Source organism: Polaribacter sp. (genome assembly GCF_051251875.1).
Taxonomy (GTDB): Bacteria; Bacteroidota; Bacteroidia; order Flavobacteriales; family Flavobacteriaceae; genus Polaribacter.
Genome location: NZ_JBPOGL010000003.1, coordinates 59,411 through 79,523 on the forward strand (window position 1 = coordinate 59,411; position 20,113 = coordinate 79,523).

Annotated in this window: 19 protein-coding genes; 7 read left to right on the forward strand and 12 right to left on the reverse strand. The window is 29.8% G+C overall.

Annotation, left to right across the window (positions count from 1 at the left end; genetic code table 11):
- Positions 1–4: 4 nt before the first annotated feature.
- From sprA to ACSHW5_RS02440, 4 genes are all read left to right on the forward strand, one after another.
- Positions 5–7,174, forward strand: a complete 7,170-nt coding sequence (gene sprA, locus ACSHW5_RS02425) for a cell surface protein SprA (RefSeq protein ID WP_435674514.1) — start codon at positions 5–7, stop codon at positions 7,172–7,174.
- A gap of 32 nt (positions 7,175–7,206) precedes the next feature.
- Complete coding sequence (gcvH, locus tag ACSHW5_RS02430) at positions 7,207–7,587, forward strand: glycine cleavage system protein GcvH (protein ID WP_435674515.1); 381 nt, start codon at positions 7,207–7,209, stop codon at positions 7,585–7,587.
- A 52-nt stretch (positions 7,588–7,639) separates the two neighbouring features.
- Positions 7,640–7,930: a VanZ family protein gene (locus tag ACSHW5_RS02435; protein ID WP_435674516.1), complete on the forward strand. Its 291-nt coding sequence runs from the start codon at positions 7,640–7,642 to the stop codon at positions 7,928–7,930.
- A gap of 64 nt (positions 7,931–7,994) precedes the next feature.
- Positions 7,995–8,714 (forward strand): energy transducer TonB, encoded by a 720-nt coding sequence (locus ACSHW5_RS02440; protein WP_435674517.1) that lies wholly within the window; start codon positions 7,995–7,997, stop codon positions 8,712–8,714.
- A gap of 449 nt (positions 8,715–9,163) precedes the next feature.
- Here the strand turns inward: ACSHW5_RS02440 and ACSHW5_RS02445 are convergent, their stop codons facing one another.
- Positions 9,164–9,520 (reverse strand): toxin-antitoxin system YwqK family antitoxin, encoded by a 357-nt coding sequence (locus ACSHW5_RS02445; protein ID WP_435674518.1) that lies wholly within the window; start codon positions 9,518–9,520, stop codon positions 9,164–9,166.
- A gap of 172 nt (positions 9,521–9,692) precedes the next feature.
- Here ACSHW5_RS02445 and ACSHW5_RS02450 point away from each other — a divergent pair, with 172 nt between their 5' ends.
- The 3 genes from ACSHW5_RS02450 to ACSHW5_RS02460 all read left to right on the forward strand — a co-directional run bounded on the left by ACSHW5_RS02450 (position 9,693) and on the right by ACSHW5_RS02460 (position 11,191).
- Complete coding sequence (locus tag ACSHW5_RS02450) at positions 9,693–9,893, forward strand: dodecin family protein (protein WP_435674519.1); 201 nt, start codon at positions 9,693–9,695, stop codon at positions 9,891–9,893.
- 74 nt (positions 9,894–9,967) lie between these two features.
- A complete protein-coding gene (locus ACSHW5_RS02455; RefSeq protein ID WP_435674520.1) occupies positions 9,968–10,324 on the forward strand; it encodes a DUF1304 domain-containing protein in 357 nt (118 codons plus the stop codon).
- Positions 10,325–10,390: 66 nt separating this feature from the next.
- Positions 10,391–11,191 carry a mechanosensitive ion channel family protein gene (locus ACSHW5_RS02460; RefSeq protein ID WP_435674521.1) on the forward strand — a complete coding sequence of 267 codons (801 nt, stop codon included), beginning with the start codon at positions 10,391–10,393 and terminating at the stop codon, positions 11,189–11,191.
- On the opposite strand, the gene tsaB is transcribed toward ACSHW5_RS02460, so the two are convergent.
- From tsaB to ACSHW5_RS02515, 11 genes are all read right to left on the reverse strand, one after another.
- Positions 11,181–11,867, reverse strand: a complete 687-nt coding sequence (tsaB, locus tag ACSHW5_RS02465) for a tRNA (adenosine(37)-N6)-threonylcarbamoyltransferase complex dimerization subunit type 1 TsaB (RefSeq protein ID WP_435674522.1) — start codon at positions 11,865–11,867, stop codon at positions 11,181–11,183. The two genes, ACSHW5_RS02460 and tsaB, sit on opposite strands and share 11 nt — an antisense overlap.
- Positions 11,868–11,975: 108 nt before the next feature.
- Positions 11,976–13,337, reverse strand: a complete 1,362-nt coding sequence (locus ACSHW5_RS02470) for a TolC family protein (RefSeq protein WP_435674523.1) — start codon at positions 13,335–13,337, stop codon at positions 11,976–11,978.
- 127 nt (positions 13,338–13,464) lie between these two features.
- Entirely contained in the window at positions 13,465–13,674 is a 210-nt protein-coding gene (locus tag ACSHW5_RS02475; protein WP_435674524.1) for a hypothetical protein, read from the reverse strand.
- Between the two features lie 66 nt (positions 13,675–13,740).
- On the reverse strand, positions 13,741–14,280 hold the full coding sequence (locus ACSHW5_RS02480; protein ID WP_435674525.1) for a DUF420 domain-containing protein: 540 nt from the start codon (positions 14,278–14,280) through the stop codon (positions 13,741–13,743).
- A 31-nt stretch (positions 14,281–14,311) separates the two neighbouring features.
- On the reverse strand, positions 14,312–15,019 hold the full coding sequence (locus ACSHW5_RS02485) for an SCO family protein (protein ID WP_435674526.1): 708 nt from the start codon (positions 15,017–15,019) through the stop codon (positions 14,312–14,314).
- Positions 15,016–15,678 (reverse strand): hypothetical protein, encoded by a 663-nt coding sequence (locus tag ACSHW5_RS02490; RefSeq protein ID WP_435674527.1) that lies wholly within the window; start codon positions 15,676–15,678, stop codon positions 15,016–15,018. Before ACSHW5_RS02490 ends, ACSHW5_RS02485 begins: the two co-directional genes overlap by 4 nt.
- 79 nt (positions 15,679–15,757) lie before the next feature.
- Positions 15,758–16,096 carry a cytochrome C oxidase subunit IV family protein gene (locus tag ACSHW5_RS02495; RefSeq protein WP_435674528.1) on the reverse strand — a complete coding sequence of 113 codons (339 nt, stop codon included), beginning with the start codon at positions 16,094–16,096 and terminating at the stop codon, positions 15,758–15,760.
- Positions 16,097–16,117: 21 nt separating this feature from the next.
- Positions 16,118–17,098: a cytochrome c oxidase subunit 3 gene (locus ACSHW5_RS02500; RefSeq protein WP_435674529.1), complete on the reverse strand. Its 981-nt coding sequence runs from the start codon at positions 17,096–17,098 to the stop codon at positions 16,118–16,120.
- Between the two features lie 55 nt (positions 17,099–17,153).
- Positions 17,154–17,741, reverse strand: a complete 588-nt coding sequence (locus ACSHW5_RS02505) for a cytochrome c oxidase subunit 3 (RefSeq protein ID WP_435674530.1) — start codon at positions 17,739–17,741, stop codon at positions 17,154–17,156.
- 89 nt (positions 17,742–17,830) lie between these two features.
- Positions 17,831–18,733 carry a heme o synthase gene (cyoE, locus tag ACSHW5_RS02510; protein WP_435674531.1) on the reverse strand — a complete coding sequence of 301 codons (903 nt, stop codon included), beginning with the start codon at positions 18,731–18,733 and terminating at the stop codon, positions 17,831–17,833.
- Positions 18,734–18,970: 237 nt separating this feature from the next.
- A complete protein-coding gene (locus ACSHW5_RS02515) occupies positions 18,971–20,107 on the reverse strand; it encodes a hypothetical protein (RefSeq protein ID WP_435674532.1) in 1,137 nt (378 codons plus the stop codon).
- Positions 20,108–20,113: the final 6 nt, after the last annotated feature.

Here is a 20,113-nt window from a genome sequence, read left to right on the forward strand (position 1 = left end):
TCCATTGAACACCTTTTTTAAAAACATATTTTTACTCTTCGTATTTACTTTTATAGTAAATCTTTCTTTTTACGGACAAGTTACAAATCCGAGAGATACCACTAGTGTAGAAAATGACAGCTTACAATTAAGATATAACTTTACAGAAAACCAGCGTGGAGGCTTGTTTTTAGATGATTTGGCAAAAAAAACAATTGTTTTTGACAAAGCACTAAATAAATATGTTATTGTAGAAACCGTTGGAGGTTATCAAACAAAAACACCTATATTTTTAACCCCAAAAGAATATGAGCAATATCGTTTAAAACGCGATATGTTAGAATATTTTAAGGAAAAAGTGAGTGCAACAAATTCTAAGAAAAAAGGATCTAAAGATGCGCAAAAAAACTTATTACCTACCTATTATGTGAATTCTAAATTCTTTGAAACTATTTTTGGTGGAAATACAATTGAGGTAAATCCTTCTGGAAATTTGAATTTAAAATTAGGTTTTATTTATCAAAATACAGACAATCCACAATTATCAGAAAAAAACCGTAGCAGTTTTACTTTTGATTTTGATCAACAAATAAACGCAAGTATTCAAGCAAAAGTTGGAGAAAGATTACTTTTTACAGCAAACTATGATACACAATCTACTTTCGATTTTCAAAATTTAGTGCGTGTAGAGTTTATACCGCCTTCATTGTCAGATGTAAAATATGGAGAAGATGGTATTATACAAGGTATTGAAGCGGGTAATATTGCCATGCCTATTAAAAACTCTTTAATAAACGGAGCGCAAAGTTTATTTGGTGTAAAAACAAAATTACAGTTTGGTAATACAAGTGTAACTGCAGTGTTTTCTCAACAAAATTCTGAAAGTAAAACCGTGGTTGCAGAAGCAGGTGCTTCTATTCAAGAATTTGAGTTGCAAGCCACAGATTATGATAATGATAGGCACTTTTTCTTATCACAATATTTTATCAATAATTATGCAAATTCTTTAAAAAGTTATCCGTTAATAAACAGTCAAATAAATATTTCTAGAATTGAGGTTTGGATTACCAATAGAACCGCAAGCACAGAAGATTATAGATCTATTGTTGCTTTTGCAGATATTGGTGAATCTACAAATGATAATTTTGTAAATCAAACTGGGGCTGTTGTGCCAACAAGTCCGCCAAGTGTTTCAGGTGGAAACTTACCAACAAACGCTTCTAATAATTTATCTACATTATTAACCACAAATAGCGGTATTAGAAATATTTCTACTGTAGATGCTACCTTGGCTGCATATAATATGAAGCAAGGTACAGATTATTCTACACTAGAAAATGCAAGAATGTTAAGCCTTAATGAATACACCTTAAATTCTAAATTAGGATTTATCTCTTTAAATAGAAGATTAAATGATGGCGAAGTATTAGCTGTTGCTTATGAATATACGGTTGCAGGTGCTGTAAACGGAAGTACAGAAAAGTCTTTTAAAGTTGGTGAATTTTCTAATGACGGGGTACAATCTCCTAATAATTTAGCAGTAAAATTATTACGTTCAGAAATTTTGCAAACCTCGCGTACAGATGCAACAACAAATATTGAAGAATCTTTTCCTACCTGGCGTTTAATGATGAAAAACGTGTATGCTTTAGGAGCTTATCCGTTAACACAAGATGGTTTTAGATTTGAAATACAATATAGAGATGATGCTACAGGAATTTCTTCTAATGTATTGCAAAATGCACAAACTTCTGGCATTGCAAATTTGCCATTATTACAAGTTTTAAAATTAGACCAGTTAGACCAAAGTCAGTTTAGAAATGCCGATGGATTTTTTGATTATGTAGAAGGTATTACGGTAAACTCGCAAAACGGATTTATATTTTTTCCAGAACCAGAACCTTTTGGTAATGATTTAGAAAATCAGTTAACAAATACTTCGGATGAAAAGTTTTTATTTAAAGAACTGTATTTAAACACAAAAATTAACGCTCAGAACAACTATCAAAATAAAGATAAATATTTCTTAAAAGGATATTTTAAATCTGAATCTGCAGGAGGAATTGCTATTGGCGCATACAATGTACCAAGAGGTTCTGTAAAAGTAACTGCAGGAGGAAGGCAATTAGTAGAAGGTGTAGATTATGTGGTAGATTATCAATTAGGACGTGTACAAATAACAGACCCAGGTTTGCAAGCTTCTGGAACACCAATTAGTGTATCAACAGAAAATAATGCGGTTTTTAATCAACAAAGAAAAACCTTTATGGGGGTAGATGTTGAGCATAAATTTTCAGACGAATTAATTGTAGGAGCAACTATTTTAAATGTAAACGAAAGACCTTTAACAGCCAAAGTAAACTTTGGTTCAGAACCTATTAACAATACCATGTTAGGGGTTAATATAGATTATGCTTCAGAAATTCCGTATTTTACAAAACTGGCAAATAAATTACCGTTTGTAGATACAGATGTGCCTTCTAATATTTCTGTAAGAGCAGACATGGCATATTTATTACCTGGCACGCCAAGTGGTATTGATGTTACTGGTGCGGCAACTTCATATATAGATGATTTTGAGGCTTCACAAATTCCTATTAGTTTATTATCTCCATTAGATTGGTATGAAGCAAGTACTCCAAAAAATGATGCAAATGATGTTTTTAATGGAAATAGTACCGGTTTAGAATATAATTATAAAAGAGCAAAATTAGCTTGGTATAATATAGATCAACTTTTTTACGGCGCGGGTGATACTCCTGCAAGTATTACCGCAGATGAGTTGTCTAGAGCAGAAACTAGACAAATTAATTATTCAGAATTATTTCCCAATCAACAATTTGATATTACACAAAATACGTTAGTAAGAACGTTAGATTTGGCTTATTTTCCATCAGAAAGAGGTTCTTACAATTATAACCCAAATTCAAATGTAGTGGGTGATGATGTACAATTACAAAATCCTGAGACTAATTGGGGTGGAATTATGCGTGCTTTAACCACCAATAATTTTGATCAAGCCAATGTAGAATACATTCAGTTTTGGGTAATGGATCCGTATCAAAATTATTCTATTACAAATGAAGAAGGATTACCAAATACTATAAATCCGCAAGATATTTCAAATCAAGTAGGAGATTTAGTAATTAATTTGGGTAATATTTCTGAAGATATTTTAAAAGATAGTAGAAAAATGTATGAGAATGGTTTACCTGAAGAAGGAGGAACCATAAATACTGTTGCTACAACGTTTGGTAAAGTGCCAACAAATACGTCTATTATTTATGCATTTGATGAAGTAGATGAAAATAGATTAAATCAAGATGTTGGTTTTGACGGTTTAAATGATATTGATGAAAAAAGCTTAACGGGTATAGATCCTAAGTTTTCAGGATTATCAGATCCAGCAGCAGATAATTTTCAATATTTTAGAGGAGCAAGTTTAGATGCAACCAATGCAACGGTTATTTCAAGATATAAACAATTTAATAATACCCAAGGAAATTCGCCAACCTTAAACCAATCTCCAGAAGCATATCCTACTTCATCTACAACCTACCCAGATGTAGAAGATATTAACAGAGACCAAACCATGAGTACCATAGAAAGTTATTTTGAGTACAAAATTTCTATGAATAGAAACAATTTGGTAAAAGGTTCTAATTTTATTGTTGATGAAAAAACAACTACTGTAACTTTAGAAAACGGAAGTTCTAGAGAAACAAAATGGTATCAATTTAGAGTTCCTATTAGAAGCGGAACAGCTATAAATGGTATTACAGATTTTAACAGTATCCGTTTTGTAAGAATGTACTTAACCAATTTTAAAATGCCAGTGGTAATTCGTTTTGGAGAACTAGATTTGGTACGTGGAGATTGGAGACGTTATACCAGAACTTTAGATGAAACAATTACAACGCCAATAGATTTAACACAAGCAGAATTAAACGATTTTGAAGTTGGTGTAGTAAGTATAGAACAAAACGAAGGAAGTTATATACAACCACCAGGTATAGAAAGAGAACGTTTACAAGGAAGTACAAGTGTTCAATTACAAAATGAACAATCTGTAACGTTAAAAGTAAACAATTTACCTGCAGATAAAATAAGAGCCATTTATAAAAATATAAGTGTAGATTTAAGACGATTTAAAAACTTAAAGATGTTTATGCATTTACAAGAAAACCAAAATTCTGGTGTGCTTGTAAATGATGATGAATTTTCTGCAATTATTCGTCTTGGTACAGATTTAGATGATAACTTTTATCAAATAGAAGTACCTTTAAAAGTAACCAAATCTGGAACATCACAATTAGATATTTGGCCAGAAGTCAATAATTTAGATGCTTTTTTAGAGAGTTTCGGACAAATAAAATTAGAAAGAGATGCTTTGGGTATTATCATTGCGCCAGTTAATGAATTATACACACAGCAAAATCCAGATGTACCTTATATACTAAGCGTTAAAGGAAATCCAACCTTAGCACAGTTAAGAACTATTATGTTAGGGTTAAAAAATAACACTTCTAATCCTTTAAGTGGTGAGGTCTGGTTTAACGAATTACGTTCTGCTAATTTTGATAACAAAGGTGGTTGGGCAGCTGTTGTAAATGCAGATGCAAATTTTGCAGATGTTGCCAATGTTTCTTTATCAGGTAGTATGTCTACCGTTGGTTTTGGAAATGTAGAAGATAGGGTAGGACAGCGTAGTTTAGATGAAACCAAAGAATATGATGTTTCTACAAGTATTAATTTAGCAAAAGTATTAACGCCTCAAAAATGGGGACTTCAAATACCAATGTCTTATAGTACTGGAGAAAAATTTATAGATCCACAATATGATCCACAATACCAAGATGTTAAATTAGAAGATGCATTAGAACAAAACTCAAATAGTGAATTTTCTAGAGATTATACAAAAAGAACAAGCATTAGTTTTATCAATGTAAAAAAGAATAGAAACCCAAATACTACCAAAAAACCAAAATTTTACGACGTAGAAAATGTGTCTGTTTCTTATGCTCATAATACAGAAACTCATAGAGATTATAATGTACAAAAATATATTAATGAAAATGTAAACGCTTCTGCATCCTATAATTTTAGTTTTGAATCAAAACCTATAGAGCCGTTTAAAAATCCGGAAGTTTTAAAAAGTAAGTATTGGAAATTAATTAAAGACATTAATTTTAATCCAATTCCAAAAACGTTGGCAATTAATTCCAGAATCAATAGAAATTTTAATGCGCAACAATCTAGAAATTTAATAGAAGGTTTGTCTGCACAACCAGAATTAAAACAACGTAAGTTTTTGTTTGATTGGGATTATATGATTGGATTTGATTTAACAAAATCGTTACAATTAAATTTTAATGCTACCAATAGTTATATGTATGATACATTTAACAGCGATGAAGACATAGAAATTTTTGATGATTTCTTTAACACAGGAAGAGCAAATCACTATCATCAAAAGCTAAATGCAACCTATAATTTACCTATTGATAAAATTCCGTTTTTAAGTTTTATAAAAGCAGATTATGCATATACAGCAGATTTTGATTGGCAAGCAGCAGCACAAAGTGAAATTGCCATAAACGGTGTAAATGTAGCCTATGAAGACTTGGTAGGAAATGTGGTTCAGAATGCAAATACACACAATATTAATACTACTTTAAATTTCGACAGATTTTATAAAAGTTTAGGTTTTGAAAAATGGGCAGAAACAAAAAGAGAACCTTTGCCGTTAGAAAAAATTCAGGCAGAATTAGATAGTTTGGCTAAAAAACCAAAACGTATTAAACAAAAATATAAAAGAATTCCTTATCCAGGAAAGAAAATACCCGTTGTAAAGAAAGTTTTAAAAGGACTATATACTGTTGTAACTTCTTTAAAACAAGGTAAAATAAGTTATGCAGAAAATAACGGTCAGTATTTAGAAGGATATGATGAAGGTATTGGCTTTTTAGGAGGTGCGCCAACAGAATTTGCATTTGGTAGCCAAGTAGATATTAGAAATAAAGCACTTTTAAATGGTTGGTTAGTAGACGCTAGAGACCCTTCAAATAGTGAATATTATAATAAAACATACAGCAAAACACAATACCAAAAGCTAGACTACAATTTTAGTTTAAAACCAATTAAGGATTTAACTATTGATGTTAGAGGAAATAAAATTGAAACCAGCGATTTACAACAACAATTAGATGTAATTGATGATGGCTCTGAATTTGGAGCTATAGATTATGATATCGATCCTTTTGAAACAGGAAACTTTAGTACTAGTTATTCTATGATCTCTACTGCTTTTACAGATGGTGATGAACTTTTTCAAAACATGAAAGACATTAGAGGAGCAATTGCTAATAGATTAGCTCTTGAAAATGGCGTGCCAGCAAGTGGTTTTGGAGACGATAGCCAACAGGTTTTATTACCAGCATTTATGGCGGCATACTCTGGTAAAAGTGCAGAAAAAGTAAAAACAGGTTTGTTTAGAAACATTCCTATTCCAAACTGGACATTGCGTTATAATGGTTTAATGAAATTTAATTTTTTCAAAAAAACCTTCAGTAATTTTGTGGTTTCTCACGGATATAGATCTTCGTATACAGTTGCAGGTTTTACCAATAACTTGCAATACGATGAAAACAATCCTTTTGGAAGTACAAATATAAATTCTGGTAATTATGAATCGGAATTACTAGTAAGCGCAGTAACTTTGGTTGATGAATTTTCTCCGTTGATAAAAGTAGATATGAAATTAAGAAACTCCTTTTCTTTTAGAGGAGAAGTAAAAACAGACAGAACATTAACCATGAATTTTAACAATAGTACCTTAACAGACATTAAAGGAACAGAATATATTGTTGGTTTAGGTTATGTGTTTAAAGATGTAAAAATGAATACCAGATTTACAGGTTCTAAACAAACATTTAAAGGAGATATTACTTTAAGAGGAGATATTTCTCTACGAGATAATATTACGCAAATTAGATCTGTTTTAGATGATAATAGCCAAATAAGTGGTGGTCAGAAATTATTTTCGATTAAATTTACAGCAGATTATCAATTAAGTAGTAATTTAACTGCTTCATTCTATTACAATCATCAAACCTCTAAATATGCCATTTCTACAACTTTTCCTAGACAAGCAATTAATGGTGGATTTAATATTGTTTACAACTTAGGGAATTAAACTAAAAACGAACATAAATTTTTAAATATTATATGAATTTTCCATTAGAACTAAAGTATACATCAGACCACGAGTGGGTTAAAATTGAAGACGATATTGCCACTGTTGGAATTACAGAATTTGCACAATCGGAATTAGGAGACATCGTTTATGTAGAAGTAGAAACTTTAGATGATACATTAGATGCAGGAGAAATTTTTGGTTCTGTAGAGGCCGTTAAAACAGTTTCAGATTTATTTATGCCTTTATCAGGAGAGGTAGTAGCGTTTAATGAAACTTTAGAAGAAAATCCAGAACTGGTAAATACAGACCCTTATAACAAAGGCTGGATGATTAAAATTAAAATTTCTGACAATTCACAAATAGACAATTTACTAGATGCAGCCGCTTATAAAGAAGCTATTCAAGGATAATATTTTTATCATAGCTATTTGTATTACCATTGCAATTGCGTATTTAAGTTTAATGAAAGTTCCTAAATTCCCTGCTACATTTAATGGAATTGATAAATGGGAGCATAGTTTTGCTTATTTTACCTTAAGTATTTGTTGGTTGTTTGCCTTTTATAAAAATCCTAAAATAAAATACTATATTGTTTTCGCATGTATTGTTTATGGCATCATTCTTGAAGGTTTACAAGGAACATTAACAAACTATAGAACAGCAGATTATTTAGATGCAATAGCAAATAGTATAGGTGTTCTCTTAGGATTAACCGTTTTTAATCAAATTTTGAAAAAAAATCGAGTTAAATAAGAATAAGACTTGTGTATAATATAATAATTTAGTTAAATTAGCGAACTATTAAAACTCTTTACCCATGGAAATTAAGAAAAACCCAAAATCAAATTTAGAAAATTATAGTAAAATATTTATGCAAATTGGCCTTGTTTTGGCTCTTTTTGTAACCTATGCGGCTATAGAACAGAAAACTTATGACAAAAACATTGATGCCTTTGCAGATGTGGTTATGAGTTCAGAAATTGAAGAAGATATTCCAATTACTGAAAGAGTAGAACCTGTAAAACCAAAAACACCACCACCTCCAACTCCTGAAAAAATTGAAATTGTAGAAGATAAAACAGAGGTTGAAGAAACTGTAATTGAATCTACAGAAACAGATGAAACAGAAGCTGTAGAAGTAGAAGAAATTGTAGAAGTAGAAGAAATAGAAGAGGTTGTAGAAGATGTAAGTTTTATGATTATTGAAGATGTTCCTGTTTTTCCTGGTTGTAAAGGAAGTAAAGCAGAACTAAAATCTTGTTTTAGTAAAATGGTACAAAAACACTTTTCAAGAAAATTTAATGCAGATTTACCTAATGAGTTAGGTTTATCTTCTGGAAAGAAAAGAGTTTTTATTGGGTTTAAAATAGATAAACAAGGTAATGTTGTAAATATTAACGCTAGAGCTCCGCATCCAAAAATTAAAAGCGAAGTAATTGACGTAATGAAGCAATTGCCTAAAATGAAACCAGGTAAACAAAGAGGTAAGCCAGTAGGTGTAAAATATAGTATTCCTTTTACATTAATTGTAGAGTAAATAAAGTACGCCATTTATAATATAAAAAATCGCTTAGAACTTTTCTAAGCGATTTTTTGTTGGCGTTAATTTAAGTAAGTTCTCTTTATTTTTGTAAACTTAAAGTGCTGTTTTCCTTATCGTTTTTTATTCTTAAAGCGTGTAAAAATTATTGAATACTAATTGATATATAATATTTTGAATCCTATTTTTATAAGGAAGTTGTAATACCTATTAATTTAAGGTTGTAAAATTAAAGTTAGAAAACTATTAAAATGGATGTATTGTATACAATTAGTTATGCTGCATTAAAGGTAGTTAGGAATGCTATTCAGGGTTTATAGATTTACTAAGATACTATGTTAATAATAGAGTAATGTAGAGTATGAAGGACTTCAATAATACACAAATAAAAAACACCAAAGAAATAAATATTCTTTGGTGTTTTTTATACTGAAATAAGAGTTTAATTATGGAGTGTTATTCACTGCAAATTTTGAATCAGATTTCCAAGTATTAACGCTTACAACAGCGTTGTTACTATAGTTAATCTCTTTTAGAGATTCGTTTGCCCAAACAAACCATTTGCCAACTTTTTTGCCATTGTCATAATATGCAATTTGAGTTTTATTTCCTTGGTTATCAAAACGAACCCATTCTCCGGTTAGTTTTTTATCTTTAAAATACCCTTGAGTACTAATAGATCCATCTTCACTATAATAAGTGGCTTTCACTAAATCTCCTTGAGCTGTATAAGTAGGTTTATTTTCTTGAGCGTATGATATTGCTGCTATGCAAAACAGACATATTGTTAAAATATTTTTCATAATGTTTTTTTTATGGAGGTTAATACTAAATTATAGATACAAAAGTAATACAATTTTTACAATTTACCAACAATTTGGTAACATTAAATTAACATTGGAAGTGAATTTGAATGTAAAAAACCAAAAAATATTCTATATTTACTCATTATAAATCTTAATACAGTTAAATATTATGGCAATAATGAAAGTTATAGAAGTACTAGCTAATTCTGATAAAAGTTGGGAAGAGGCTACAAAGAAAGCTGTTAAACAAGCAGCAAAGTCTGTTAATAACATCAAGTCTGTTTTTGTGCAATCTCAAAGTGCGGTTGTAAAAGATGATGAGGTTACTGAATTTAGAGTAAATTTAAAAATTACTTTTGAAGTAAATTAAAATTTAAAAACAAACTGCCATAAAACTATTTAATTTCAAATTATATAGTTTTAAGGTAGTTTTATTAAAAGTCTATGAATATTATACAAATCATTCTAATTAGTTTGGTTGCTATTATACATCTCTATATTGTTTATTTAGAAATGATTATTTGGACTTCTAAAAAAGCAAGGAAAGCTTTTGGATTAAAAAACAAAGAGTTTGCAGAAGCAACCAAAACAATGGCTGCAAACCAAGGTTTGTATAACGGTTTTATAGCTGCAGGGTTAATATGGTCTTTATTAGCCACAAAAATTGATGTAGCCATCTTCTTTTTATCTTGTGTTGCAATTGCAGGTTTATATGGCGCTTATTCAACAAAGATAGTTCGCATTCTGTATATTCAAACAATACCAGCTGCTTTAGGTATTGTTTCCATTTTATTATTTTAGTGATTCTTTTTTTATTGTTCAATAAGAAACCATTATTTTTGCGGCTAATTTCTAACAAAAATAAAAATGGAAAATTATATTGAATACTTAAAAGGGTTAATTATTGAATTTACGCCTAAAATATTAGTAGCATTAGCTATTTTAATAATCGGTTTATTGGTTATAAAAGTAATTGTTAAAGCTTCTAAAAAAGCCATAGATAAAGGTGGCATTGATAGTACACTTCAAGAATTTTTAGGAAACTTAATAGGTTGGGGACTAAAAATATTATTAATTATAGCTGTGATATCTAAATTGGGTGTAGAAACAACATCTTTTGCCGCTATTTTGGCTGCTGCAGGTTTGGCTGTTGGTTTGGCATTGCAAGGTTCTCTAGCAAACTTTGCTGGTGGTGTTTTAATAATGGTTTTTAAACCTTTTAAACTAGGAGATTTGGTTGAAGCACAAGGAGAAATTGGTGTTGTAAAAGAAATTGAAATCTTTACTACAAAATTAACTGGTTTATCTAACAAAGAAATTATTATACCAAACGGTATTTTATCTAATGGTAATATTATAAATTATACTACAGAAGGTACAAGACGTGTAGATTTAACTATTGGTGTTTCTTATGATGCAGATATTAAGCAAACTAAAGAAGTTATGATGAATGTCTTAACTTCTCATCCTAAGGTTTTAAAAGATCCGACTCCTGGAGTTACTGTTTCTGAATTAGCAGATAGTTCTGTAAACTTTGCAGTAAGACCTTGGTGTAAAACTGAAGATTATTGGACTGTATATTTTGATGTAACTGAAAATGTAAAAATAGCGCTTGATAAAGCAGGAATTGAAATTCCATATCCTCATCAAGTAAATGTTAATAAATAGGTTTCTTCTTCTTTTGAGGTATCACCACAAAATCTTTTAAATAAAAAGGTTCAAAATAAGCGACATCTTCGATGTCGTTTTTTTTGTATTTATTATAAGATAAAGTCGCCATTTCTTTTGCAGAAGGAAACTTATCATCAATAAAAACCGCATTTTTATGAGTAATTACTTCTTTACATTTATCTGCACCATCGCCTAGAAAATATACAGTTCCGTTTTTTAAATATTCAAAAAAAGAGTTTTCATCAATTATTTCTGCTTTAATTTCTCTTAGTGATACATAATTTTTGTCAAAAACAGCTGCATAAACTTCCATTCTTCGGGCATCTAACATAGGTACAATAGTACCTTTATCAATAGAAATAGCATGTGCTAATGATTTTAAAGTTTCTATAGATATTAACGGTTTGTTTAACGCAAAACAAAGCCCTTTTGCCGCAGAAACACCAATTCTTAAACCAGTATAAGAACCTGGTCCTTTACTAACGGCAACAGCGTCTATTTCTTCTAAATTAATCTGTGCTTTTGTAAGAATATCAGTTATAAAAGAATGCAAGACTTCTGCATGAGAATAATTACCATTATTCAATTCTTTTAATGCTAAAATTTTACCGTTTTTTGCAATACTAACCGAGCAGTTTTTAGTAGCAGTTTCTATGTTTAGGATTGTTGCCAATTTCTATTTTTTTACAAAGATACTATTTCAAAATAAAGAAATCATTATATAAATAAAGACCCTCCAGACTTTTAAAACCTGAAGGGTCTAGTAAACATTTTATTAGTATTATTCTAAAACTAGCTCGCCAGAATAAAACTGTAATACTTTGGTTTTAAATACATAATCATATTTAGAACGAATCATAATGCCTTCTGCATTTACCAAACGTGTTCTTACCAAATCAAAATCGAATAATGTTAATGCGCCAAAATTATAGCTTTCTTGTGCATTTTTAAAAGCTTCATTTTGTGCTTCTAAAGAAATTTTTGCGGCTTCGTAGGCTTTTAAAGAAGATTTTACATCTAAAAAGGCTTGTTCTATGGTTTGTTTTAATTGTAGTTTTTCACTTTCTAACCTTGTTTCAAAAATCTCCTTGTTTATCACAGATTTTGCTACATTATTTTTTGTTTGAAAACCATTAAAAATAGGAATATTCAAAGAAAGACCAACACTATAACCTAAATTATTATCAAGCTGATTTGTAAATCTATTGTCAAGTACAAAAGGATAACCTGTTGAATCTGTACCCGTAAAAACTTCTGGTTCCCCTAATGTAGTATTGTAAAAAGTATTTGTACCAAGAGAATAAGTTAAAGTTGGTAAAAAAGCTCCTTTTGCAATTTCAATATTAAATTCAGCATTTTCAATTGCTAATTTTGCTCTTTCAATTTCTGGCATTCTGGTTATTGATTTATCATATACTGTAGAAGAATTTTTATACAATAAATTTGAAGATGGAGAGCCAACATCAATAGGAGAAACATCAAAACCTGTAACTTCTTCTTGCAATAATTGCGCTAAATTTAACAATGCAATGTCTAATGCATTTTCTTGAGTAATTACATTTTGTAAATCATTTGCTAAGGTAGATTGTGTATTTAATAAATCTCCTTTTGGTATAACACCTGCTTCAAACCTACTTTTTGAAGCAGCAACCTGTTTTTTACTAATTTCAGCTTGCACATTTGCAACACCTAAATTTTCTTTTGCAAATAATACGTTTAAATAGCCATTAACTACAAATAAAGAAATATCATTTTCTATTTTTTGTAGATCTAATTTACTGGTTTCTACACCTAGTTGAGCTTGTTTATAAGTATTGGTGTTTCTAAAGCCGTTAAATATAGTACCTCCAGCATTTATTCCTAAAGATAACGTATATCTATCGGCTGAACTTCTTGTGTTATCTCCACCGGTAGACAAACCAAAGCTTCCTGAATTATTAATATTACTATTCAAATTTGGTAAAAAATTACCTTTGGCAATGGCCACATCTTTTTCTGCGAGTGCTACACTTAATTTATTCTGTTGAATAGAGATGTTGTTTTCTAATGCTTGATCTACACATTCTCTAAGTGTCCATTTTTTTTGAGAAAAAGTGGTAATGGTAGTAAATATGACGATAAATAAGATCCCTTTATTTTTCAAGATGTTTGGGTTTTTTGGTTGGTATATTTTAGTTTATGCAATTATCAACAGAAATAAATGCTAATGATTGTGAACATAAGACGACTAAAAATAGAATTTGTTACATAATTTTTATCTTATTGAAACGTTAAATTTTAGCCCTCTTTTTATACCTGTAAATTACATAAAATAAGATACCAATTAATAGATAAGGAAAAACCATTAAATAAGTAATTCCGTTGTTTACACCTTCTGCCATTGAAATATCGCCATTTTGCACTACAGCCTTGCACATAGCACATTGTGCAGACACAAATTCTGATAAAAAAAGTGCTATAAGAATTATATATTTTTTCATTGTATTAATTTTAATAAAGGTAGAATTTTCTTTTGATATGGTTGTTTTTTTAGAAGGAAACTAGAATTATGTATAATAAGGAGATATCATAAGATATACTATAACGCCGGTAATTGCAACATATAACCATAAAGGGAAAGTGAGTTTTGCTATTTTTTTATGCTGCGGAAAGTTTCCTAATTTTGCTCTCATAAAAGTAATTAAAACTAAGGGAATTATTATGATGGATAAAATAATATGGGTAACCAATATAAAAATATAGATATATTTTATAAATCCTTCTCCTCCAAATTTGGTAGAATCAGTGGTCATGTGATACCCAATATATAAAATTAAAAAAAGCAAAGAACAACCAATGGCAAAGGTATTTAATTGTGAGTGCAATTTTTTGTTTCCTTTTTTTATGGCGATAACAGCCGCAATTAAAACTACTGCGGTTAATGCATTAATAGACGCATAAATTGGTGGTAAAAACGTTAATGGCGTTACATTAAAACCTAAACTCTTTAAATTTACCTTAAATAAACCCGCAACCACTAAGGGAATAATAATTGATAATGCAATTATTATTTTTTTGTACTTTTTTTCTTGCTCTAAACTACTCATAACAAATAAGTTATATCTTTGGTATTAAGGTTTACTTGATTTCACTCAATAAAATCTTAATATCTTCTTTTAATTCTTTTATTTGATCTTCAAAACCTTGTTCTTCTAGTGCTCTGTAGTACATTATAGGATTTCCGAATTTATCTTTTCTAGAACGAATAAAACCATCTTTATCAACCAAAGCAAACAACCCAGAATGCTCAAAACCTCCATGATCTTCATCGCCTTTACCTGCGTATAATTTAAAACCTTTATTAGCCAAAGCATAAACTATGTCTTGACTTTTACCAGTAAGTAAATGCCAATTTTTATGTGTTATTTTGTTATTGTCTGCATATTCTTTTAAAATTTCTTCAGTATCTATTTCTGGTGTAATAGAAATGGATGCTATTCCGAAATTATCGTTTTTAGAAAATTTATCTTGAATTGTTACCATTTTTTTGTTCATAATCGGACAAATAGATGGGCAAGTAGAAAAGAAAAATTCTACCACATATACTTTTCCTTGGTATGATTTGTTAGAAATAGTGTTACCATGTTGGTCTGTAAATTCAAAATCTGGTACTTTATTAAATTTAAATAGACTAGATGTATTTGCCGTATTTTTTTTTACGACATTTATTTTGCTATCTTTAATAATGGTATTATTCTTTATTCTACTATCTATGTTTCTAACAACAAAAATTCCGAATAAAAGTATAATAAATGAAATACCTATGTATGAATATTTTTTTTTCATAATCCAATTTCTTTTCTATCTGCTTTGTTTTTATTTTTTTCTTTAAACGCTGCGTAATACTCGTAATAAAGTACTAATACATCATCTTTTAATTTAGCGTTTAACTCAGAAACGGAATTCATATTGTAACTAAATAATTTTCCGTCTTTGCTATCTTGATCATTAATTCTACCTCTTAAATCGCCATTTTTATCAACTAAATAAACGTTAGAAGTATACAGGTTAGACAATACATCATTGGTGCCTAAACCAGAATGTAATGCTGTTATATCTTTTTTAGAGCCTGCAATAAAATTCCAATGTATCATGTTTGTAAAAGCACTAATCTCTGTTTTAAGAAGATTTACTTCTTTTTCTTTGCCATGCGGATAAATTGCTATGATTTGAAATTTTTTATATTCGATAAATTTTTTATAAATCTTTTCATTAAGGTTAAAAAAACCGCCTTTGTTTTGGTTTATATTAGAACCTAAAAAGCAAACTATAGTAATGTGATCATTAAATGTTTTTGTTGAATCTATTAAAGATACATCTAAAACTTGATTTGTAAGAACTGGTAATTTTGTAAAATTATTTTTCCCTGTAGATAAAATTAAGAAACAGATTAATGGAAAAATAAAGAGTAAAAACAATACAACCCTTTTTTTTGTTATTTGCATGATGTACTTTTTATAGTGATACTGAATTAAAGTTTAGCACAAAAAAAAGGTGGTTAAAACCACCTTATAATTTTTTTAATTACCATCTTACAAGTGGCGCTAATGTGCTGTGGAGGTAATCTCCTTCTATTAATAGCAATGTTACTAAATAACAGATTAGAAAAACGGCGGTCCAAACTACAGAACGTCTAAACCATTTTTTCTCTCCCTCCATGTGCATAAATGCCCATGTAATTCCGTACGCTTTTGCAAGCGTTAAAATGATAAATATCCAGTTTAACGGGCTTGTGCCAAGAAAACTGCTAAGATGTAATACACCTGGTTTATAAATACCTAATATAACTTCAACAATTGTTATTGCAGATAAGATCCAAAATACATTCCAGATTCTTTTTGTATGTGATTGTGCGTGTGCCATTTTTTATGATCCTTTTATTTATTAAACTAAGTAGAAGAAAGTGAATACAAATACCCAAACTAAATCTACAAAGTGCCAATATAATCCTACTTTTTCTACCATCTCATAATGTCCTCTTCTTTCGTAAGTTCCTAGAATAACATTAAAGAAAATGATAATATTAATAATAATACCAGATAGTACGTGAAAACCATGAAAACCTGTTATAAAGAAAAAGAAATCTGCAAAAATGGTATTTCCATATTCATTTACTTCTAAGTTTGCTCCTTCAACAACCATTTTAGTTTTTGCTAATTGTGCAGCTCCGGCTTCTCTAGATAAAATTACTTTTTGTTTTTTATCAGCATCTATTAATTCTGACTTTATATGAATTGAAGGATCTGCATTATAGGCAGTAATTATTTGATCTATAGAATAGGTAGATATGGTTCCTTCTTTCTCAAACCATAAACCATTTTTCTTAGAATGTTCTACTCTATGATCTTCTCGCTCACCAACTACAAAGTCTGATAGCGCTATTTGATGACCATCTTTTACAAACTGTAATACTTTACCTTCTGTGGTTTTTACTGCACCATAAGAACCTTTAATAAAAGTATTCCATTCCCAAGCTTGAGAACCTATAAATATTAAACCTCCAATAATGGTTAAAAACATATATAGTGTTACTTTCTTTTTGTTCATGTGATGACCTGCGTCTACGGCTAATACCATAGTTACAGATGATGCAATTAAAACAAATGTCATAAATGCCACATAAATCATTGGGTAATTTCCGTGGAAAAAAGGAATGTGTGTAAATACTTCATCGGCAATTGGCCATGAATCAATAAATTTAAAACGTGTTAAACCGTAAGCTGCTAAAAACCCTGAAAAGGTTAATGCATCTGAAACGATAAAAAACCACATCATCATTTTACCATAACTTGCGCCAAATGGTTTTTTACCACCACCGCTCCAAGTGTTTTTCTCGTCAGAAGGTATAGCAATATTTGCTTCCATATAAATTCTCTGTTAAATAGTTCTTAATTAGTTTGCCAAAAATAACTATTTTTCATCACCTAATAAAATAGAAAAAGAAAAATAGGTAAATCCATAGTATATCTACAAAATGCCAGAAGATTGCACCTAACTCAAAGCCTAGTAGATCATCTGATTTGTATTTGTATTTAAAATGATTATAAATAACGACTATAAGCACAATTAACCCTGCTAATAGGTGTAAAACGTGCATAAAAGTAATACCAATGATAAAAGATGTTGATACTGTACTTTCTGGTCCTGTAAAAAATAGACCCACACTTTTTAATTCTAAGAAACCAATATATTGTTGCCAAATAAAACCAATTCCTAATACTAAAGTGGCAACAGCAAGTGCTAAAGACAGTTGTCTTTTGTCTTTTTTTAGTAATTGTTGAGAAATGTATAATGTAATACTACTTGCTACAATTAAAAAAGTACTGGTGTAAAATGCTTGTGGTAAATCAAAAGAAACCCAATCATCTCTTTTCATACTGATAACATAAGCACTTGTTAATCCAGCAAAAAACATAACCATACTAATCATAGAAACCCACAACATCGGTTTTGCTGATTTTCTTTTAGCTACAATTAATTCTTCTTGTAAAGTTTGTTCTTTTGTCATTTTTTACTATTGAATATTCCTCAGTTATTTTATCAGAAATTGACTATTAATACTACGTAAGATTGTTCTTTTTTTTAGTTTGTTTCTTATTAATGTAAAAATTTATCTACTACATATATAATTTGTACCAGAGTAATGTATAATACGCTTGATAACATTAGTTTTCTTGCGTCTGTATTTTTTTCACTTTTGTATAGTTGTGTGGCATAATATAACATTATAAATCCTAATAAAGCAATAATAACTGCCGTTACTGGGTAAATGTAAAATGCACCCGATACTTTTAAAACAGGAGCCACTGAAACTAAAATCATTATAAAAGTATAGAATATAATCTGTGCTACCGCTTTTTTATCTTTTGTATTCATGGGCAACATGTTAAAGCCAGCTTTTTTATATTCTTCAAATTGCAACCAACCAATTGCCCAAAAATGCGGAAATTGCCAGAAAAATTGAATCATAAATAAAAAACCTGCTTCTATACCAAATTCATTTGTGGCAGCAACCCAACCTAACATAAATGGTATTGCGCCAGGAATTGCACCTACAAATACTGATAAAGGTGTAACAGATTTTAAAGGCGTATAAACACTTGTGTATAAAAAGATGGAAATTGCGCCAAACAAAGCTGTTTTAGGATTGATGCTATACAGCATTAAAATTCCTAAAATAGTAAAGGTTATTGCAATAGTTAACGCAGTGTTTACAGACATTCTACCAGTTGGCAAAGGTCTGTTCTGTGTGCGTTTCATGATTGCATCTGTTTCTTTTTCTATAATTTGATTATAGGCATTAGAAGCACCAACCATAAAAAAACCACCTACAGCCAAAATAAGTAATGTAGAATAGTTAATTATATCTGCAGCTAATAAATATCCGGCTACCGAAGAAAATACCACGCTTAAAGACAAACCAACTTTGGTAAGTTGTTTGATGTCTGAAATCAGCTCTTGGATTGTTGTTTTATTCTTAATGATAACTGTTGAATTCATTATTTTGCTTAATCGCGTGCAAAGATATTTGATAAATCTGAATTTACCATAGTTTTTGTACCAATTCTACTATTTACAAGTGGTAATTTATAAGTAAAAATTGTTTTGTTGATAATTTAGATGTACTAATGCCTTAGAAATAATTTTTAATAAGGAGTTTTTGTACATTTTTGATTAAAAAAAAATCGTCTAGAAATGAATTCTAAACGACTTTTTGAAATATTGTTGGTAATTAAATTAATTTACTTCCCAAGCTCCATTAGTTTTAATAAAACTTGTTTGGTAATCATTTTCACCGTTGTCATAAATTACATAGGTTAAAATATATTTTTGACCTTCTGCAGCATCAGGATCTAAGTGATCTAATAAAAGTGTTAAAGCATATTCAATTTGAGCTGAAGACCAGTTATAGTCAAAATCTCCGTAACCAGCTAAATTACCAATTAAACTTGCATACTCTGCACCTGTTAATTGAGATGCCATGTATTCATAATCAGCATTTCTAACTAAGGTATATTTAATTGTGTTGTCTGGAACCCAAGTAGTACCATCATGACCAAACTGAATGGTTTCGTTTACATTATTATCATATTTTACCCAGTCTATACCATCGTAGGTATAAAATACAACAAAGCTATACACTGCACTATCATTAGTTCTACCATCTCCATCTATATCTTGATAATCTGTAACATATAGTTTATACATTACACCTTGTATGTCTCCAGATGTTGGTCCTTCGTATGCTAATTTGTTCTTTAAAAAGATAGGAATTTTTACCAATGCTTCGTCTTCATTAGAGAATTGTTCTCTAGACTCTCCCATTGCTTTGTATTCATCTAAAGTAATACCCATAGATTCTTCCCAATTTCCGTTAGAATAAATAAAGCCGTTTTCTACTGTTGTAGTAATACCGCTATCATATTTAGCATATGTTAAAGAGATTAATACTCTATCTTCTGGAGTAGGGTATAAATAGTTTAACAATTGATTCATTTGAGAATCACTAGAAATAGAAGAGTATGATAAACCTGCATTACCATAATCTGAATTTTGTACAGTATATACGATTAAACTTTTTTCGTCATTTTTTTTGTTATAACGTTTAAAAGTTACGGTAGCTGAAGATTTGTTTCCCCATGCTGGGTATTTGTCGTTTAATAATGTAGGAATTAATTCTTTAGCTTCCTCTTCATCATCAAAGTTATTGAATGATTTATTTACAACTTTATAATCGTCTTCAGTCATTGTAAAAACAACATCTCCAACAATTGGGTTGTCTATTGCATCAACTTCTGCGTTGATATCTTCTAATGGGTCACATGATGTGAATACCATTGTAAAAACTGTTAATAATAAAAGTATTTTTTTCATGATTGT

Excerpts from the sequence above, each read along its gene's own strand:
- gcvH (WP_435674515.1), top strand. The coding sequence starts at position 7,207 with ATGAATTTTCCATTAGAACTAAAGTATACATCAGACCACGAGTGGGTT.
- ACSHW5_RS02435 (WP_435674516.1), top strand. The coding sequence starts at position 7,640 with ATGAAAGTTCCTAAATTCCCTGCTACATTTAATGGAATTGATAAATGG.
- ACSHW5_RS02440 (WP_435674517.1), top strand. The coding sequence starts at position 7,995 with ATGGAAATTAAGAAAAACCCAAAATCAAATTTAGAAAATTATAGTAAA.
- ACSHW5_RS02445 (WP_435674518.1), bottom strand. The coding sequence starts at position 9,520 with ATGAAAAATATTTTAACAATATGTCTGTTTTGCATAGCAGCAATATCA.
- ACSHW5_RS02450 (WP_435674519.1), top strand. The coding sequence starts at position 9,693 with ATGGCAATAATGAAAGTTATAGAAGTACTAGCTAATTCTGATAAAAGT.
- ACSHW5_RS02455 (WP_435674520.1), top strand. The coding sequence starts at position 9,968 with ATGAATATTATACAAATCATTCTAATTAGTTTGGTTGCTATTATACAT.
- ACSHW5_RS02460 (WP_435674521.1), top strand. The coding sequence starts at position 10,391 with ATGGAAAATTATATTGAATACTTAAAAGGGTTAATTATTGAATTTACG.
- ACSHW5_RS02475 (WP_435674524.1), bottom strand. The coding sequence starts at position 13,674 with ATGAAAAAATATATAATTCTTATAGCACTTTTTTTATCAGAATTTGTG.
- ACSHW5_RS02480 (WP_435674525.1), bottom strand. The coding sequence starts at position 14,280 with ATGAGTAGTTTAGAGCAAGAAAAAAAGTACAAAAAAATAATAATTGCA.
- ACSHW5_RS02485 (WP_435674526.1), bottom strand. The coding sequence starts at position 15,019 with ATGAAAAAAAAATATTCATACATAGGTATTTCATTTATTATACTTTTA.
- ACSHW5_RS02490 (WP_435674527.1), bottom strand. The coding sequence starts at position 15,678 with ATGCAAATAACAAAAAAAAGGGTTGTATTGTTTTTACTCTTTATTTTT.
- ACSHW5_RS02495 (WP_435674528.1), bottom strand. The coding sequence starts at position 16,096 with ATGGCACACGCACAATCACATACAAAAAGAATCTGGAATGTATTTTGG.
- ACSHW5_RS02500 (WP_435674529.1), bottom strand. The coding sequence starts at position 17,098 with ATGGAAGCAAATATTGCTATACCTTCTGACGAGAAAAACACTTGGAGC.
- ACSHW5_RS02505 (WP_435674530.1), bottom strand. The coding sequence starts at position 17,741 with ATGACAAAAGAACAAACTTTACAAGAAGAATTAATTGTAGCTAAAAGA.
- cyoE (WP_435674531.1), bottom strand. The coding sequence starts at position 18,733 with ATGAATTCAACAGTTATCATTAAGAATAAAACAACAATCCAAGAGCTG.
- ACSHW5_RS02515 (WP_435674532.1), bottom strand. The coding sequence starts at position 20,107 with ATGAAAAAAATACTTTTATTATTAACAGTTTTTACAATGGTATTCACA.